This is a genomic window from Dyella ginsengisoli LA-4, assembly GCF_000334915.1.
Lineage (GTDB): Bacteria > Pseudomonadota > Gammaproteobacteria > Xanthomonadales > Rhodanobacteraceae > Dyella_A > Dyella_A ginsengisoli_A.
In genome coordinates this window covers 13,619-29,228 of record NZ_AMSF01000048.1, presented here as the reverse complement: position 1 = coordinate 29,228, position 15,610 = coordinate 13,619, and the positions used below count along the sequence as shown (strand labels likewise).

Genomic DNA, 15,610 nt, shown 5'->3' with positions numbered 1-15,610 from the left:
TCTGCTGACGGTTGTGTCGCAACACCATCATGGCCCTCGAGGCCGAAAGGGGAGGAAGTCTCTTTTTACTCATTCAAGGCGGACGGCTACGCCGCCGCTCAATTCCAGCGTTAGACCGCACACATGGATCATCGCAAGCTGAGAGACTGCGTCCTACTCATTGGGTACAACCCCGAGGGGCACTGCGTTTACTCCTCGCAGATGCGTCTTGCGGACTACTGGGACGGGGAGCATGTCTGGGACGCGGATAATGGAGTGCAGAATCTTCGTTTGGAGCGACTGCACGGTTATCTGTTCGAGCTATCCGGTGAGCTCGTGCAAGAGTTCGAGAGCATCTTTGACATCGCCACCGGCGTCTACAAGTCGGGTTGGCAAAAACACTCCGACGGAACGCATCACGTAGATGCGCCCTAACTTTTGCGTTCGGTGGTCGGACAACGTGTCCACGGACTATCCGCAGATCGCCCCGATCTCTGCCTCACCCAGCATCCGCCACTCCCCTGCCGGCAACTCACCCAATCCCAATCCACCCACCGACACCCGATGCAACGCCTCGACGTGGTTGCCTACCGCGGCGAACATCCGGCGCACCTGGTGGTAGCGGCCTTCGTGCAGGGTGAGACGGGCCTTGCGGGGTTCCGGCACGTCCAGTTCGGCGGGCAGCAGCGGGGTGGTTTCCGATTCCAGCATCAGGGTGCCGCTGGCGAAGGTGGCGACTTCGTCGCCGCGCAGGTCGTTGGCGAGGGTGGCCTCGTAGACCTTGGGCACGTGGGACCTGGGCGAGATGATCCGGTGCAGCAGGGCGCCGTCGTCGGTGATCAGCAGCAGACCGCTGGTGTCGCGGTCGAGGCGGCCGACAGTGGACAGCGCGGGATCGCGCACGCGGTAGCGCGGCGGCAGCAGGTCGTAGACGACGCGGCCGCCGTCCTTGCGCGAGCAGGTGACGCCCAGCGGCTTGTGCAGCATCAGCACCATGCCGGCGGGCGGGTCCAGCGGCTCGCCGTCGATGCGGATGTTGGCGTGCTCTACCTTGTCGTCGGCGTACAACACCTCGCCGTCGGCGTCGGTGATGCGGCCCTCACGGAACATCCACTGCACGTCCTTGCGGCTGCCGTAGCCCAGGTTGGCGATGAGCTTGACCAGTTTCATGCGCGCACTCCGCGGGCGGTGATGACCTTGAAGCCGCCCTCGTCGGCCACCGTGCGCACCTCGGCGAAGTGGGCGGCGAGCGTGGCCTCGTACGGCAGGTGACGGTTGGCGACCAGCCAGAGCTGGCCGTCGGGTTTCAATGCATGGGCCGCCGCGGCGATGAAGGCGCGGCCGAGTTCCGGCTGGTCGGCACGTCCCTGGTGGAACGGCGGGTTGCTGACGATGGCGTCGTAGCGACCGGGCAGGCCGGCGGTGACGTCGTGCCAGTGCAGCGTCACGGCGACATGGCGCCCTGCCCCCGCCTGCGCTTCGGCCAGGTTCTGGTGAGCGCAGACCAGGGCGCGTTGCTCGGCCTCGAAACCGTCCAGTGCGGTGACGCCCGGGCAGCGCGCGATCACCTCGCTGGCGAGGTAGCCGTAACCCATGCCGAGGTCCGCGACGTGACCGGTCAGATCACCCGGCAGATGCCGCGCCAGCAGCGCCGAGGCCGCATCGATCCGATCCCAGGCGAACAGGCCGGGGCGACTCCAGTAGCCGGCGGCGTTGCGTCGCGGCGTATCCAGCTCCAGCCATTGCGCGATCCGCTCGGCGTCGTGCGTGCCGTCCAGCGGTGCGGTCCAGAACACGCGGCATTTGTGCTTCGAGAGATGACCGCCCTGCATCGCCAGCGCGGCGAGATCCGCCTGCGCCGATTTCGACCCCTCGGCGTTCGGCACGCAGGCCAGCACCACGCCACCGGGTGCGGCGAGCTGCACGGCGCGGGCGAAGGTGGCACGCGCTTCCTCGCGCTGGCGCGGCGGCAGGACGAGCACCAGGTCGAAGCGCTCGTCGTCGATCTGCGCGTCCACGCTCAGGCGGCTGCGCGCCAAGGCCTCGGCGAACGGCTTGAAGCTCTGCTCGCAGCGCCAGCCGGGCTTGGCCATCTCGCGCAGACGGAAGCCGTCGCGGGCGCGCAGGAACAGCACGCGGGCGTTCGCCGGCAGGCGCAGGGCACCCTCCTCCAGCGGCAGGAACAGGGCATCGAGCACGTCGTCGACGGGGGCGGCGGCTACAGGGGACATCGGCACGGCTTCAGGCGGCGGGCGGGCCGTGATTGTACGCGGGGTGGCGCGGGTGGGCCGGCATACGACGGGCAAGAGCATCGCGCGCCAGCGCGCTCCTGCATGAGCGGCGTTGTTGCAGGTGCCCGCTGGCGGGCGATGCGTTCTGCACATGCGGTGGCCAGGAGCATCGCGACTGAAGTCGCTCCTACATGGGAAAGCCTACTTCTTGCGCTCCAGCATCGCCTTGAGGTCGGCGAAGGGGTTGCCGGTGGCCGGGGCCTGGGTGTCACCGGTGTCGAGCGTGCCGGCATCGTGGTCGAGGTAACGCTGGTGCTCGTTGTCGTGGCAGTACAGGCACAGCAGCTCCCAGTTGCTGCCGTCCGGCGGGTTGTCGTCGTGGTTGTGGTTGCGGTGGTGCACGGTGAGCTGCTGCACGTTGCTGCGGTCGAACTCGCGTGCGCAGCGGCCGCAGATCCACGGGTACATCTTCAGCGCGCGCTCGCGATAGCCGTGGCCGCGCTGCTCGGCGGCGCGACGGGCTTCGGCGACGATGCGGTCGAGCTTGGAAGCGTTGTTGTCGGCCATGGCTATCGGGTTCGACGGGATTTCGTTGGGTCCGGGGAGCATCGTCGGCGCGCGTGGGCGTCCGCCGATGCTCCCGCGGCCGGATCAGGCGCTGTTGCGGCCCATCCGCGCCACCCAGCGGTACAGCACGAACACCACGATGGCGAACGCACCGCCGCCCAGCCACACCGCGTAGTCGGCAAAGCCCCCACCGACCAGGGCCAGCGGAGCGTCCTTGTTGAGCCCGAGCTTTTCGGCGAAAGCCTTGATCGCGGCAATCACCACGCCGATGATGCTTTCGCCCACGATCAGGCCCGACGCCAGCAGCACGCCGAGCTGCTTCACCGGCTCGGTACGCGGCCCCTTGTCGGCCTGGCGGTCGTAGACCCAGCCCACCACCGAACCGACCACCACCATCAGGGTGGAGACGGTCGGCAGGTAGATGCCCAGGCCCACCGCCAGCGGCGGCAGACGGAAGCGGCTGACCCGGGCCAGTACCTCGTCGATCAGGATGATCGCCGCGCCGATGCCCGCGCCCGTCCAGATCAGGCTCCAGTCGATGTTGCCCTGGATCACGCCCTGCGCCAGCGCGGAGATCAGCCCCGCCTGCGGCGCCGGCAGCGCGTTGGCCGGGTTCACCCCCGGCGCGCCGAGGAAGCCGTAGGCCTGGTTCACCAGGTCCAGCACCGGCGGGATCACCGCCGCGCCGGCGATCACGCCGACGATCAGCGCCGCCTGCTGCTTCCACGGCGTGGCGTCGACCAGCTGGCCGGTCTTGAGGTCCTGCAGGTTGTTGTTGGCGATCGCCGCCACGGTGAACACCACGGCGGTGACGAACAGCGAGAACGCCACCAGCGCCTTGCCGGTATCCGGCGCCAGGTGCGGCTGCACGAACGCCGCCAGCAGCAGCGAGGCGCAGATCACCACCAGGATGCCCACGCCCGACAGCGGGCTGTTGGACGAGCCGATCAGGCCGGCCATGTAGCCGCACACGGTGGAGACGAAGAAGCCCATCAGCACCACGAACGCCACGCCGCCGATCGCCAGCATCGCCACCGCATTGCCCAGCCCGCTGACATTGGCGAAATGGCCGAGCAGCCAGGCAATCGGGACGAAGCAGGCCAGCGTGACCAGGCCGACCAGACCGATCGGCATGTCGCGCTCGGTGCGCGGCAGCGTGTCGGCCTGCCCGGCCTTGCGCACACGGTTGGCGGCCATCGCGCCGGCCAGGCCGCTGGCCACCGGCTTGACCAGCTTGGCCAGGGTCCACACCGCCGACACCGCGATGGCACCGGCACCCACGTAACGCACCTTGTGGCTCCAGGTGGCCTGGGCCAGGTCGGCGATGGCGCCGGTGCCGCCGGCCAATGCGGCGTAGTGCGGCACGCCCCAGCCCCAGCCGATCAGCGCACCGACCAGCATCGCGATGCCGACCGAGATGCCCACCAGATGGCCGATCGCGAACAGCGCGAACGACAGCCCGAAGTCGAAGCCGGTGACGCCGCCGCGGTCGTTGACCTTGAAGTACTTGACCACGTCGGAGGCGAAGATCTGCGTGGCCACCACCACCGCGAACACCGCCGAGACGATCGAGCCCCACAGCACGGCAAGCAGACCCGAGCGGCTGTCCTCGGTGGGCGTGTCGGTGCTGTCGTCGCCGGCGCCGACCTTCAGCACCTCGGCGCAGGCCACGCCTTCCGGGTACGGCAGGTCGGACCCGGTGACCAGCGCGCGGCGCAGCGGGATCGAGTACATCACGCCGAGCACACCACCCAGCGCGCAGATCGCGAACGACAGCCAGAACGGGAAGCCGGTCCACCAGCCGATGATGATCATGCCGGGCAGCACGAAGATGATCGACGACAGCGTGCCGGCCGCCGAGGCGATCGTCTGCACGACGTTGTTTTCCTGGATGGTGGAGTCCTTGAAGCCCTTCAGCAGGGCCATCGAGATCACCGCCGCGGGAATCGAGGTGGAGAACGTGAGGCCGGCCTTCAGGCCGAAGAACACATTGGCGGCGGTGAACACCACCGTGATCACCACGCCGATGATCAGGCCGCGTACGGTCAGTTCGGTGCGCGGCTCGAGGCCCGGCGCTTTGGGTTGGCTCACGTGCAGGACTCCCCGGATGGACAAGGCCCGAACGATAGCGTGGAACGGCCCCGCGTGGCAGCGCGCACCGCCGCATCGACCGACGGAATCACCCGCGCGGCGGAAATGCCCAGCGCAGGAAATCCGGCAGCACGGCGGCCCAGGCCTGCTGGTCGTGGTGCGCGCCCGGCACCACCTCCAGCGCGACCTGACCCGCGCGCGGCGGATCGGCGGGGCCACCCTCGACGACGGGGGCACCGAGCTGGCGCAGGCCACGAAGTGCCTGGCCATCCGGGGCGCGCCAGCCGTTCACCAGGTCCTGAACGTCGTCCACGGCGTCGATCACGCCGTCGTGGTCGCGGTCGGCGGTTTCCTCGCCGGTGCCCACCGATAGCCACAACCGCAGCTCCGGCCGCGCCGGGCCCCGGTTCACCATGTGCAGCGCCAGCCGCGAGCGCTGCGCGGCTCCGGCACTGGTGCGGTCGGCCGCCACCCAGAACGAAGGCGAGAAAGCGCCGATCGTGCCGAACCGATCCGGAGCGTTCCAGCCCAGCCCGAAGGCACTCAGACCGCCGAGCGACCATCCGAGCACGGCGCGCCCGCGCGGCGTGGCGTCAGTGCGGTAGTGGGCATCGACGTAAGGCAGCAACGTGCCGATGAACCACTGCGCGTAGGCGGCCGCGTTCGTGCCGATGGGGCCGACCGGCGAGACGCCGACGATCGGGCGGTGGCGCCCGCGGTCGAACAGGCCGTATTGCGCAAGCCGGTCCGGCAGCGCGTCGACGGCGACCACGATCACCGGCGCGATGGCATGCGCCCCCTCCAGCCGGGCCAGCGTGCGGCGCATCGCCACCGCGTCCATGTCCTGACCATCGTTGGCATACAGCACCGGGTAGCGCACCCCGCCATGGGAGTAGCCCGGCGGCAGGAACACACGCACATGGAAACCGCCCGGCGCCAGCGCACCGCCGGGGAGCGTGAACTGCTGCGTGTCGAGGGTCGGCGATGGGCCTGCCGCCCGCGCCGCCCCCGTGCCCGGGGCGGCCAGCCAGAACAACGCGAGACAACCACGAACGAACCCCATGCCAGCGCTCCCGCAGCGAACAGCCGCCACCCTAGCGCAGCACCCGGCTGCTCTCGAAATGTCGCGGCTCGCCCGTCAGCGGATCGACGAAATCCAGCGCACTGGCCAGCAACTGCAGCGGGCGCGCCGGATCGTCCGGTGCCGAAGCGGCAAGCTGCGGATACAACGGATCGTTCGCGATCGGCGCACCGAGCCCGGCCATGTGCAGGCGCAACTGGTGCTTGCGACCCGTGACCGGGCGAAGCCGGTAACGCCACAGCGATGCGTCGCGTCCGATCACCTCGATGCGGGTCTCGCTGTTCGGCTCGCCGGGCACCTCGCGCATGCGGAAGAACGGCTCGCCACGCTCGATCCGCGAGCGTCGCACGAGAGGAAAATCCAGCTCCGGCAGCGGTGGCGCCAGCGCTTCGTACGTCTTGCCGATCCGCCGTTCGCGGAACAGGCGCTGGTAGGCATCGCGAGTGTCGGGACGGGAAGAGAACAGCAGCACCCCCGAGGTCAGCCGGTCGAGCCGGTGCAAAGGCACCAGATCGGAGTTGCCGGTGGCTGCTACCAGGCGGGCCAGCACGGTCTGCGTTACATAGGCGCCGGCGGGGGTCACCGGCAGGAACGGCGGCTTGTCGACCACCACCAGATGCTCGTCGGCATGCAGCACGCGCACCTCGCCCGGTATCGTCGGCTCGTCGGCCACCTCGCGGAAATAGTGCACCGGCACACCGACCCGGTAAGGCGTCTTCGCGGTGATCGGCGCGCCGTCCGCGTCGAGCACGCGGCCGCGGGCGATACGGTCGAGCCAGCGTTCGCGCGGGATCGCGGCGAAGTGATCGCACAGGCAGTCCAGCACCGTGGACCAGGCGCCGGGCGGCAGATGCAGAGTGCTGGCGGGAGTCGGAGACACGGCGGGCGATCGGCGGAAAACGTCGGCCAGCGTAACCCGACCGCCGCGCGCCCGACCACGGCCGAGGCTGGCCGGCACCGCGCTGCCGCTGCCCTGCCGCTAGACTGCGCGGTTCACTTCCCGGAATGCACCGCATGGCCCCGAACGCCACCATCTACAAGGCCGAACTGCAGGTCAGCGACATGGACCGGCACTACTACGCCACCCACACACTCACCCTGGCCTGCCATCCCTCGGAAACCGGGGAGCGACTGATGGTGCGGCTGCTCGCCTTCGCGCTGTACGCCGACGAGCGGCTGGAGTTCGGCAAGGGCCTGAGCAACGAGGAGGAGCCCGACCTCTGGCGCAGGAACTACGCCGGCGAGATCGAGCTGCTGATCGAGCTGGGCCAACCGGACGAGTCGCGCATCCGCAAGGCCTGCGCCCGCGCCCGGCAGGTGGTGGTGGTCAACTACGGTGGCCATGCGGCCGATGTGTGGTGGGACAAGGTCGCCACCAGCCTCGCGCGACACCGCAACCTCACCGTGCTGGACATCCCCGAGGCCACCGTGCGGCAACTGGCGGAACTGCTCGAGCGCAGCATGCGCCTGCAGGTGCTGGTACAGGATGGCGAGCTGCAGCTGATGGACGGCAGCCGCAGCGTCAGCGTGCACGCCCGGCGGCGCATGGGTTCGGACTGACCGATCGCAGCCCCCGCGCCGGAGCCCAGCCAGTGCCGGTCGGTGTCCTTCAAGAAAGGCGCAACCGATCCGGCATGGAAAGCGGTGCGGGGGCGGAGTAACGTCGACGAACAGGCACCGAAGCGGGCAGCGTGACGGTCGCCGCAATCGACACAGGCCAGGATCGAGGCGGTGCGTCATGGGCAGTGCGATGGATCTCGGGAGCATCACACCGATACTTTCGACGGTCTCGGACGGCGTCGTCCTGACCGACCGCGAACGCCGCGTCACCTACGTCAACCAGTCGTTCATCGACCTCACCGGCTTCACCAGCGACGACCTGATGGGCCGCACCTGCGGCCTGCTGCAGGGTCCGCAGACCAACCCGGACACCGTGCGTGCGATGCGCGCGGCGATGGATGCCGGCGAATCGTTCTGCGGTGAGATCCTCAACTACACCAAGGCTGGCGAGACGTTCTGGAACGAGCTGACGATCACCCCCGTGTTCGAGCAGGGGGTGCTGTCGGGCTTCCTCGGCATCACCCGCGACAGCTCGGCGCGCAAGCAGGCGCTGGAGGTGCAGGCATCGCGCGAGCGGCTGTACCGGTTCCTCTTCGAGCACGTGCAGGCGGGCATCGTGCTGCACAAGGCCGACACCGAGATCATCTACGCCAACCAGACTGCGCTGCAGCTGCTGGGCATGAGCTACGACGTGCTGCTGGGTGCCTTCTACACCGACGAGCGATTCGATTTCATCCGCGAGGACGGCTCGCCGATGCCCCCGGAGGAGTTTCCCGTCTCCCGGGTGCTGGCAAACCGGGCGGCAGTGGCCAATTACGTGCTCGGCCTGCGCCGCCGCAGCGACCAACGGCTCGTCTGGGTCATGTGCAACGCCATCCCCAACCTGGACGGGAACGGCGAACCCACCGAGGTGGTGGTGAGCTTCACCGACGTCACCGGACTGAAGCAGGCCGAGCAGGCGCTGAAGCAGTCGGGCGAGCGCCTCAGCCTGATGCTGCGCGGCGCCAACGACGCGGCATGGGACTGGGACCTGGCCGCCGACGAGCTGTACTACTCGCCGCGCTGGTGGCACATGCTCGACCTCGAACCCGGCTCGCTGCCGGTGGACTCGCAGCTGTGGAAGCGGCGTATGCATCCGGACGACGTGGATCGCGTGCTGGCTGCGTTCGAGGAATTCCTGGCCGGCGACACCGACAGCTACGAGCTGGAGTTCAGTCTGCAGCATCGCGATGGCCACTATGTGCCGGTGCTCTCGCGCGGGTTCATCCTGCGCGATGCCGATGGACGCCCGACCCGCGTCTCGGGCACCAACACCGATCTCACCGAGCGCAAACGCACCGAGCAGCAGATCCATCGGCTGGCCTATTTCGACATGCTTACCGGCCTGCCGAATCGCCGCCAGCTGATGGAGCGCCTCGGCCGGATCCTTGCTCGGCCGGCGTCGGAGCGGCAGCTCGGCGCGATGCTGTTCGTCGACGTCGACAACTTCAAGCTGCTCAACGACACCATGGGCCACGAGGTCGGCGACCTCTTGCTCAAGCAGGTGACCCGCCGGCTGCACGCGTGCGTGCGGGGACAGGACGTGCTGGGCCGGCTCGGCGGCGACGAGTTCGTGGCCCTGCTCGACGATCTCGGCCGTGACCCCGACACCGCGCTGCAACGGGCCGAGGGTGTGGCGCACAAGATCCGCGACGTGCTCGCCCTGCCCTACACGCTGGACGGCATCGACTATCGCTGCACCGTCAGCGTGGGCATCGCCCTGTTCGAACAGGGCGAGCGCGGGGCGGAGAACACCCTCAAGCATGCGGACCTGGCGATGTACCACGCCAAGTCGGCCGGCAAGAACACGCTGCGCGTATACGACCACGCCATGCAGGTGGCGATGCAGGAGCGACTGGCGCTGGAGCACGACCTGCGCAACGACCTGCAGGCGCGCCGGCTGCATCTGCACTTCCAGCCGCAGGTGGACAGCGAGGGCCGCACGGTCAGCGCCGAGGTGCTGCTGCGCTGGAACCACCCGGTGCGCGGCGACGTGCCACCCGCGCGGTTCATCCCGCTGGCCGAAGCGACCGGATTGATCCTGCCGCTGGGCGAGTGGGTGCTGGAAACCGCCTGCCGCCAGCTCGCCGCCTGGGCGCTGCACACGCATACCGCCGGTTTGAGCCTGTCGGTGAATGCCAGCGTGCGGCAGTTCCACGACCCGGGCTTTGTCCAGGGCGTGATCGATATCCTCGAACGCACCGGCGCCGACCCGTCACGACTGGTGCTCGAGGTCACCGAAAGCCTGTTTGCCGAGAACATGGAGCAGATGATCGAGCGGATGGTGCACCTGCGGGAACGCGGTGTGCGCTTCGCGCTGGACGACTTCGGCACCGGCTATTCCTCGCTCAGCTACCTGCAGCGCATGCCGCTGGACGAGATCAAGATCGACCGATCCTTCGTGCAGGACACCCACCACGACGAACACGGCGCGACGATTACCCGGATGATCATCTCGCTGGCCGACAACCTGGGGATCAAGACCGTCGCCGAAGGCGTGGAAACCATCGGGCAGCGCGACTTCCTGTATCGCCAGGGCTGCCGCCACTACCAGGGCTACCTGTTCGGCAAGGCCATGCCGCTGGAGGCCTTCGAGGCCCACCTGCGTTGAGCCCGCCGTCTGCGACCATCGGCGAGTGGCCGGCACGGCCCGCGCGCTGATAACGTTTACGCTCCAACCCAGGGGACAATCGAAATGTTGCGAAAAGCACTTGCCGCCTCCGTGCGCGCGGGCTTGCTGCCCGTGCTCGCCACCGCCCTGCTGGCCGTCTCGGCCGGCGCCGCTGCCCGGCAGGATGCCGCTCCGCAATATCCCAACTACCCGAGCGAAACGCCGGCAAAGTTCACTCCGGTCAACGCCGGTGCCGATTTCGAGCGCCGCGAGGTGATGATCCCGATGCGCGACGGCGTGAAGCTGCACACCGTGATCCTGATCCCGAAGAACCTCAACGGCGACCATGCGAAGAAAGCCGGCATCCTGCTCACCCGCACGCCCTACGACGCCGACGGGATGACCACCCTGGCGCAGAGCGGCCACCTGGAATCGAACCTCGAGGGCTATGACAACGCGGCCGACGTGATCGTCGAGGATGGCTACATCCGCGTGGTGCAGGACGTACGCGGCAAGTACCACTCCGAGGGCGACTACGTGATGAACCGCCCGCCGCACGGGCCGATCAACCCGACCCCGGTCGACGACGCCACCGATACGTACGACACCATCGACTGGCTGGTGAAGCACGTGCCGGAGAGCAACGGCAAGGTCGGCACGCTGGGCATCTCCTACGACGGCTTCGAGCCGCTGATGGCACTGATCCACCCGCATCCGGCGCTGAAGGTATCGGTGCCGATGAACCCGATGGTCGACGGCTGGATGGGCGACGACTGGTTCCACCACGGCGCCTTCCGCCAGCAGAACCTGCCCTACATCTACGAGCAGACCGCCAGCCGCGGCAACACCTACAAGTGGTGGTCGAACGTGCACGACGACTACGACCTGTACCTGCGTGCCAGCTCGGCCGGCGAACTGGCGCGCGAGCACGGCATGGAGCAGTTGCCGTTCTGGCAGAAGGTGCTGGCCCACCCGGCCTACGACAGCTTCTGGCAGGACCAGGCAGTGGACAGGATCCTCGCGAAGGAGCCGCTCAAGGTGCCGGTGATGCTGGTGCACAGCCTGTGGGACCAGGAGGACATCTATGGCGCCATCGCGGTGTACAAGGCGATCAAGCCGAAGGACACCACCGGCACCATGGTCAAGCTGGTGATGGGCCCGTGGCACCACGGCCAGGAGATCGGCGACGGCAGCTCGCTGGGCGCGATCAAGTTCGGCAGCGACACCGGCAGGTATTTTCGCGAGCATGTGCTGCGGCCCTATCTGGCGCAATACCTGAAGAACGACGCACCGAAGGCCGACGTGGCCCCGGTCACCGCGTTCCAGACCGGCAGCAACCGCTGGGAGAACCTCGATCGCTGGCCCGCCGGCTGCGACCGTGGCTGCACGATCAAGCCCACGCCGCTGTACCTCGGCGACGGCATGAAGGCCACCTTCGGCAAGCCGACGGACACCGGCGGCGACAGCTACGTCTCCGACCCCGCGCATCCGGTGCCGTTCCGTGCCCGGCCGATCCAGCCGGTGGCCTACGGCGAGCACGACACCTGGGCGCAATGGCTGGTGGACGACCAGCGCGAGGCTTCCGGCCGCACCGACGTGCTGACCTACACCTCCGACGTGCTGACCGCCCCGGTGACCATCGCCGGCCAGCCGCAGGTACACCTGACCGCCTCGACCACCGGCACCGACAGCGACTGGGTGGTGAAGCTGATCGACGTGTATCCGGACGAAGTGGCGGCACAGCCGGAGATGGGCGGCTACCAGCTCGCCGTGGCGATGGACATCCTGCGCGGCCGCTACCGCCAGGGCTTCGACAAGCCCGAGCCGATCACGCCGGACAAGCCGCTGCCGTATACCTTCGCCCTGCCAACCACCAACCACGTGTTCCTGCCGGGCCACCGCATCATGGTGCAGGTGCAGTCCAGCTGGTTCCCGCTGTACGACCGCAACCCGCAGACCTTCGTGCCGAACATCATGCTGGCCAGGCCGGCCGACTACCGCAAGGCAACGCAGGAGGTGTTCCACTCCAGCTACGTGGAACTGCCGGTGGTCTCGGGCAAGGGCTCCTGAGCCCGTGACGGCCGCTTTGCCCGCCGTGCGCGCCGAAACGCGCGCGGCGGGCAAAAGCTGTCACCATGGCGGTCGCGGAGATCGCTCCGCAGCGCAGGAGCACGCCATGAAAAGTCTGAACCAGAAGAAAGGCGACAAGAAAAAAGCCCTGAAGACACCCAAGGAAAAGAAGGCCGAGAAAATCGCCAAGAAGGCGGCGAAGGCTTTCGTCTTCCCCGGGCACTGAATCGAAAAGGGCCGCATCGCGGCCCTTTTCCGTCGGGACGGCGCACGCGCCCTGCCCGCTCAACCCTCCCGCGCGGCCACGCGACCCTGCTCGCGGATCAGCGCTTCCTCGCGGGCGTCGATGATCGACTGCATCACGCTGTCCACGTCGGCCTCGCGCTCGTCGAACGCGAACTCGCCGGTCAACGGCGTGTCCGCCTGCAGCCCGCCCTGCTCGAACAGCGCCCACATCTCCTCCGCGTAATGCGTGTCCAGCAGCTCCGGCGCGAACCGGGCCAGGCTGATGGTGAGGTTGCCGACGTCGCGACGGAGCATGAAACGCGCGTTGTTGTTGCCGGCCGCACTGACCGCCTGCGGCAGGTCGATGATGACCGGGCCGTCGGGGCCGACCAGCACGTTGTAGGCGGACAGATCGCCGTGGATCAGGCCCACGCTCAGCATCCGCGCAACCTGCTGCATCAGGTACCGGTGCCAGGCCCTTGCCGTGTCCGGGTCGAGATCGACCTCGCCCAGCCGCGGTGCGGACTGCCCCTCCTCGTCGGTGACCAGCTCCATCAGCAGCACGCCGTTGAAGTAGCCGTAGGGCTTCGGCACGCGCACGCCGGCATCGTCGAGCAGGTACAGCGCGTCGACTTCGGCGTTTTTCCAGGCCGCCTCGGCCTCGCGCCGGCCGAACCGGGTGGACTTGCCCATCGCCCGCGCTTCACGGCTGCCCCGCACCTTGCGGCCTTCCTGGTACTGCACGCGCTGCTGGAAGCTGCGCTGGGCCATGTCCTTGTAGACCTTGGCGCACCGGATGTCCTCGCCGGAGCGCACCACGTACACCGAGGCCTCCTTGCCACTCTTGAGCGGGCGCAGCACCTGATCGATCACGCCATCGTCGATCAGCGGCTGCAGGCCGTGGGGAATCTTCATGCTGTGGGAACGGGCCAGGCGGGGGAACGGACCATGATGCCTGAAGCGCACCCCGGCCCGCTCATCCGACCGCCGGCGAGGCGTTCGCCATCGCATCGCGGACGGCCGCGGCCAGCTCGAACGAGCGCAGGCGGGCGGCGTGGTCGAAAATGTTCGCGGTGATCATCAGCTCGTCCGGCCGGTGCCGCTCGATGAAGGCGCGCAGGCCGGCCTCGGCCGTCGCCGGGTCACCCACCACCGCACAGGCCAGCGCGTGCTCCACGCCAAGCTTCTCGGACGGCGTCCAGAATGCCTCGATGTCGTCAACCGGCGGCGGAATCAGCCCCGGCCGCCCCCGCCGCAGGTTGACGAAGGCCTGCTGCTGGGTGGTGAACAGCCGGCGCGCCTGGGCATCGGTGTCGGCCACCACCACGTTGGCGGCGAGAATCGCATGCGGCGCCGCCAGCCGCGCCGAGGGACGGAAGTCGCGGCGGTAGATCGCCAGCGCCTGGTCCATCGCATCCGGGGCGAAGTGGGAGGCGAACGCGTAAGGCAGGCCCAGCTGCGCGGCCAGCCGCGCGCCGAACAGACTGGAGCCGAGCAGCCACACCGGCACCTCCAGCCCGGCACCGGGCACCGCCCGCACCGGCTGGCCCGGCGCCGCCGGTTCGAAATAGCCGAGCAGCTCGACCACGTCGTCCGGGAAGGTATCGGCCCCCTCGAAGTAGCGCCTGAGGGCGCGGGCGGTGGCCTGGTCGGTGCCGGGCGCCCGGCCCAGACCCAGGTCGACCCGGCCCGGATACAGCGAGGCCAGGGTGCCGAACTGCTCGGCCACCTGCAGCGGCGAATGGTTCGGCAGCATGATGCCGCCGGCCCCCACCCGGATCGTCGAGGTGCCGCCGGCGATATGGCCGATCAGCACGGCAGTGGCGGCGCTGGCGATTCCGGGCATATTGTGGTGCTCGGCCAGCCAGTAGCGCCGGTAACCCAGGCGCTCGCCGAGCCGGGCCAGATCGAGGCTGTTGCGGAAGGACCGGGACGCGTCGCTGCCTTCGGTGACGGGGGCCAGATCGAGGATCGAAAAGGGGATCATGGGGGCGTCGGAGAGGGGGAGAACCGGCTAGATGGGGCCTGCGGACCATCCGCTCCACCCCTGACGCTTCATTTTTCTGTGCGGTGGCCGTTAAGACCGGGGCGAGAGCCGGGGGGAACCCGGCCAGGGATGGGGTGCATGGGCAAGCTGTGGCGCTGGATTCTTGGCTATTCGGACGCTGCGCCGGCGGCGCGGACGTCTGTTGCCGCACCGGCGCCGCTCCGCGATGCCATCAGGGACACCCCCGAGGCGGTACCGCTGGCCCAGCTCGACGAACGCTTCCACCGGTTCGTGCTCGGCCTGCCGGACTACGCGGTCGACGAGCCGAGCCTGGAGGAGCGCACCCTGCTGCGCCGCCTGCAGTTGCACAGCGTGCAGTTCGACGTGCGCAGCCTGCCCCGCCTGCCCACCGTGCTGCCTCAGCTGCTGCGCTCGCTCAAGGCCGACAACGTCGGCGGCGCCCAGCTGTCCAAGCTGATCGGCCGCGACCCGGTGCTGGTGGGCGAGGTGATGCGGGTCAGCCGCAGCATCTATTACCGCACCCTGCACCCGATCCAGAGCCTGCAGCACGCCGTGGTGCTGCTGGGCCAGGACGGCCTGCGCCGGGTGGTCACCATGCACGTGATGAAGCCGATCCTCCACGCCAGCGCCGGCATGTTCGGCCACGTCGCCGGCCAGCGACTGTGGGAGCACGCCGAGCGCTGCGCGCACGCCTGCGCCTACCTGGGGAAGTCCACCTCTGACCCGTTCGAGGCCTATCTGGCCGGGATCGTGTGCAACACCGGCACCGGTGCCGTGGTGCGCCTGCTCGACCAGGAGGCCCCGGCCGAAATCGGCCCGCTCACCGGTCAGTTCCTGGCCGCCTGTGCCCGGCTGGGGGCGCAGATCTCGCTGAAGGCAGCCGAGCACTGGGATCTGCCGGCCAACGTGCTCGCGGCCCTGGAGGAACGCGCCGACGGACGCACCGCCCCATCCTCGCAACTGGGGCGCGCGCTCGCCTGCGCCGACACGCTGGCCATGACCCAGGTGCTGTGCGACCACGGCCTGCTGCCCAGTGGCGCCAGTCCGGTCGGGGCGCAGTGCGAGTTCTTCCCCGCCGCGATGATCGAGCGCTGCCAGCAGGACCTGCAGCGCCAATTCCGCGAGGCCGAGGCGCAGGCGGACTAGAC

Annotated in this window: 14 protein-coding genes; 6 read left to right on the top strand and 8 right to left on the bottom strand. The window is 68.8% G+C overall.

Annotation, left to right across the window (positions count from 1 at the left end; all coding sequences use genetic code 11):
• The first annotated feature begins 123 nt into the window (after window positions 1-123).
• Window positions 124-414, top strand: coding sequence for a hypothetical protein (locus C693_RS0112060; RefSeq protein WP_017462535.1), 291 nt, complete (start codon window positions 124-126; stop codon window positions 412-414).
• 36 nt (window positions 415-450) lie between these two features.
• Here the strand turns inward: C693_RS0112060 and C693_RS0112055 are convergent, their stop codons facing one another.
• The 6 genes from C693_RS0112055 to C693_RS0112030 form a co-directional block, all read right to left on the bottom strand.
• A complete protein-coding gene (locus C693_RS0112055) occupies window positions 451-1,149 on the bottom strand; it encodes a pseudouridine synthase (protein WP_017462534.1) in 699 nt (232 codons plus the stop codon).
• The gene (locus tag C693_RS0112050; RefSeq protein WP_017462533.1) at window positions 1,146-2,210 is read right to left on the bottom strand and encodes a class I SAM-dependent methyltransferase; all 1,065 of its coding nucleotides are present in this window, start codon (window positions 2,208-2,210) and stop codon (window positions 1,146-1,148) included. The genes C693_RS0112055 and C693_RS0112050 overlap by 4 nt, the downstream gene beginning before the upstream one ends.
• 201 nt (window positions 2,211-2,411) lie before the next feature.
• Entirely contained in the window at window positions 2,412-2,777 is a 366-nt protein-coding gene (locus C693_RS0112045; protein ID WP_017462532.1) for a YajD family HNH nuclease, read from the bottom strand.
• Between the two features lie 84 nt (window positions 2,778-2,861).
• A complete protein-coding gene (locus C693_RS0112040; RefSeq protein ID WP_017462531.1) occupies window positions 2,862-4,868 on the bottom strand; it encodes an OPT family oligopeptide transporter in 2,007 nt (668 codons plus the stop codon).
• 88 nt (window positions 4,869-4,956) lie between these two features.
• A complete protein-coding gene (locus C693_RS24235) occupies window positions 4,957-5,931 on the bottom strand; it encodes an alpha/beta hydrolase (RefSeq protein WP_100243705.1) in 975 nt (324 codons plus the stop codon).
• 31 nt (window positions 5,932-5,962) lie between these two features.
• Window positions 5,963-6,829, bottom strand: coding sequence for a pseudouridine synthase (locus C693_RS0112030; protein WP_017462529.1), 867 nt, complete (start codon window positions 6,827-6,829; stop codon window positions 5,963-5,965).
• A 134-nt stretch (window positions 6,830-6,963) separates the two neighbouring features.
• Here C693_RS0112030 and C693_RS0112025 point away from each other — a divergent pair, with 134 nt between their 5' ends.
• The 4 genes from C693_RS0112025 to C693_RS23745 all read left to right on the top strand — a co-directional run bounded on the left by C693_RS0112025 (window position 6,964) and on the right by C693_RS23745 (window position 12,455).
• Window positions 6,964-7,509: a YaeQ family protein gene (locus C693_RS0112025; protein WP_017462528.1), complete on the top strand. Its 546-nt coding sequence runs from the start codon at window positions 6,964-6,966 to the stop codon at window positions 7,507-7,509.
• 178 nt (window positions 7,510-7,687) lie between these two features.
• Window positions 7,688-10,159 carry a sensor domain-containing protein gene (locus C693_RS22675; RefSeq protein WP_017462527.1) on the top strand — a complete coding sequence of 824 codons (2,472 nt, stop codon included), beginning with the start codon at window positions 7,688-7,690 and terminating at the stop codon, window positions 10,157-10,159.
• An 84-nt stretch (window positions 10,160-10,243) separates the two neighbouring features.
• The gene (locus C693_RS0112015; RefSeq protein WP_052329391.1) at window positions 10,244-12,229 is read left to right on the top strand and encodes a CocE/NonD family hydrolase; all 1,986 of its coding nucleotides are present in this window, start codon (window positions 10,244-10,246) and stop codon (window positions 12,227-12,229) included.
• 4 nt (window positions 12,230-12,233) lie between these two features.
• Window positions 12,234-12,455, top strand: a complete 222-nt coding sequence (locus C693_RS23745; protein ID WP_157798619.1) for a hypothetical protein — start codon at window positions 12,234-12,236, stop codon at window positions 12,453-12,455.
• Window positions 12,456-12,514: 59 nt separating this feature from the next.
• Here C693_RS23745 and C693_RS0112005 read toward each other — a convergent pair whose 3' ends face one another.
• Entirely contained in the window at window positions 12,515-13,369 is an 855-nt protein-coding gene (locus C693_RS0112005; protein WP_017462524.1) for a PA4780 family RIO1-like protein kinase, read from the bottom strand.
• 61 nt (window positions 13,370-13,430) lie between these two features.
• Window positions 13,431-14,441, bottom strand: a complete 1,011-nt coding sequence (locus C693_RS0112000) for an LLM class flavin-dependent oxidoreductase (protein WP_017462523.1) — start codon at window positions 14,439-14,441, stop codon at window positions 13,431-13,433.
• 138 nt (window positions 14,442-14,579) lie between these two features.
• Here C693_RS0112000 and C693_RS0111995 point away from each other — a divergent pair, with 138 nt between their 5' ends.
• Window positions 14,580-15,608, top strand: a complete 1,029-nt coding sequence (locus C693_RS0111995; RefSeq protein WP_017462522.1) for an HDOD domain-containing protein — start codon at window positions 14,580-14,582, stop codon at window positions 15,606-15,608.
• The last annotated feature ends 2 nt before the right edge of the window (window positions 15,609-15,610 follow it).

Bases quoted from the DNA above. Each gene is read 5' to 3' on its own strand.
- C693_RS0112000 (WP_017462523.1), bottom strand. From the start codon at position 14,441: ATGATCCCCTTTTCGATCCTCGATCTGGCCCCCGTCACCGAAGGCAGC.
- C693_RS0112060 (WP_017462535.1), top strand. From the start codon at position 124: ATGGATCATCGCAAGCTGAGAGACTGCGTCCTACTCATTGGGTACAAC.
- C693_RS0112005 (WP_017462524.1), bottom strand. From the start codon at position 13,369: ATGAAGATTCCCCACGGCCTGCAGCCGCTGATCGACGATGGCGTGATC.
- C693_RS22675 (WP_017462527.1), top strand. From the start codon at position 7,688: ATGGGCAGTGCGATGGATCTCGGGAGCATCACACCGATACTTTCGACG.
- C693_RS0112025 (WP_017462528.1), top strand. From the start codon at position 6,964: ATGGCCCCGAACGCCACCATCTACAAGGCCGAACTGCAGGTCAGCGAC.
- C693_RS0112055 (WP_017462534.1), bottom strand. From the start codon at position 1,149: ATGAAACTGGTCAAGCTCATCGCCAACCTGGGCTACGGCAGCCGCAAG.
- C693_RS24235 (WP_100243705.1), bottom strand. From the start codon at position 5,931: ATGGGGTTCGTTCGTGGTTGTCTCGCGTTGTTCTGGCTGGCCGCCCCG.
- C693_RS0112050 (WP_017462533.1), bottom strand. From the start codon at position 2,210: ATGTCCCCTGTAGCCGCCGCCCCCGTCGACGACGTGCTCGATGCCCTG.
- C693_RS0112015 (WP_052329391.1), top strand. From the start codon at position 10,244: ATGTTGCGAAAAGCACTTGCCGCCTCCGTGCGCGCGGGCTTGCTGCCC.
- C693_RS0112045 (WP_017462532.1), bottom strand. From the start codon at position 2,777: ATGGCCGACAACAACGCTTCCAAGCTCGACCGCATCGTCGCCGAAGCC.
- C693_RS0111995 (WP_017462522.1), top strand. From the start codon at position 14,580: ATGGGCAAGCTGTGGCGCTGGATTCTTGGCTATTCGGACGCTGCGCCG.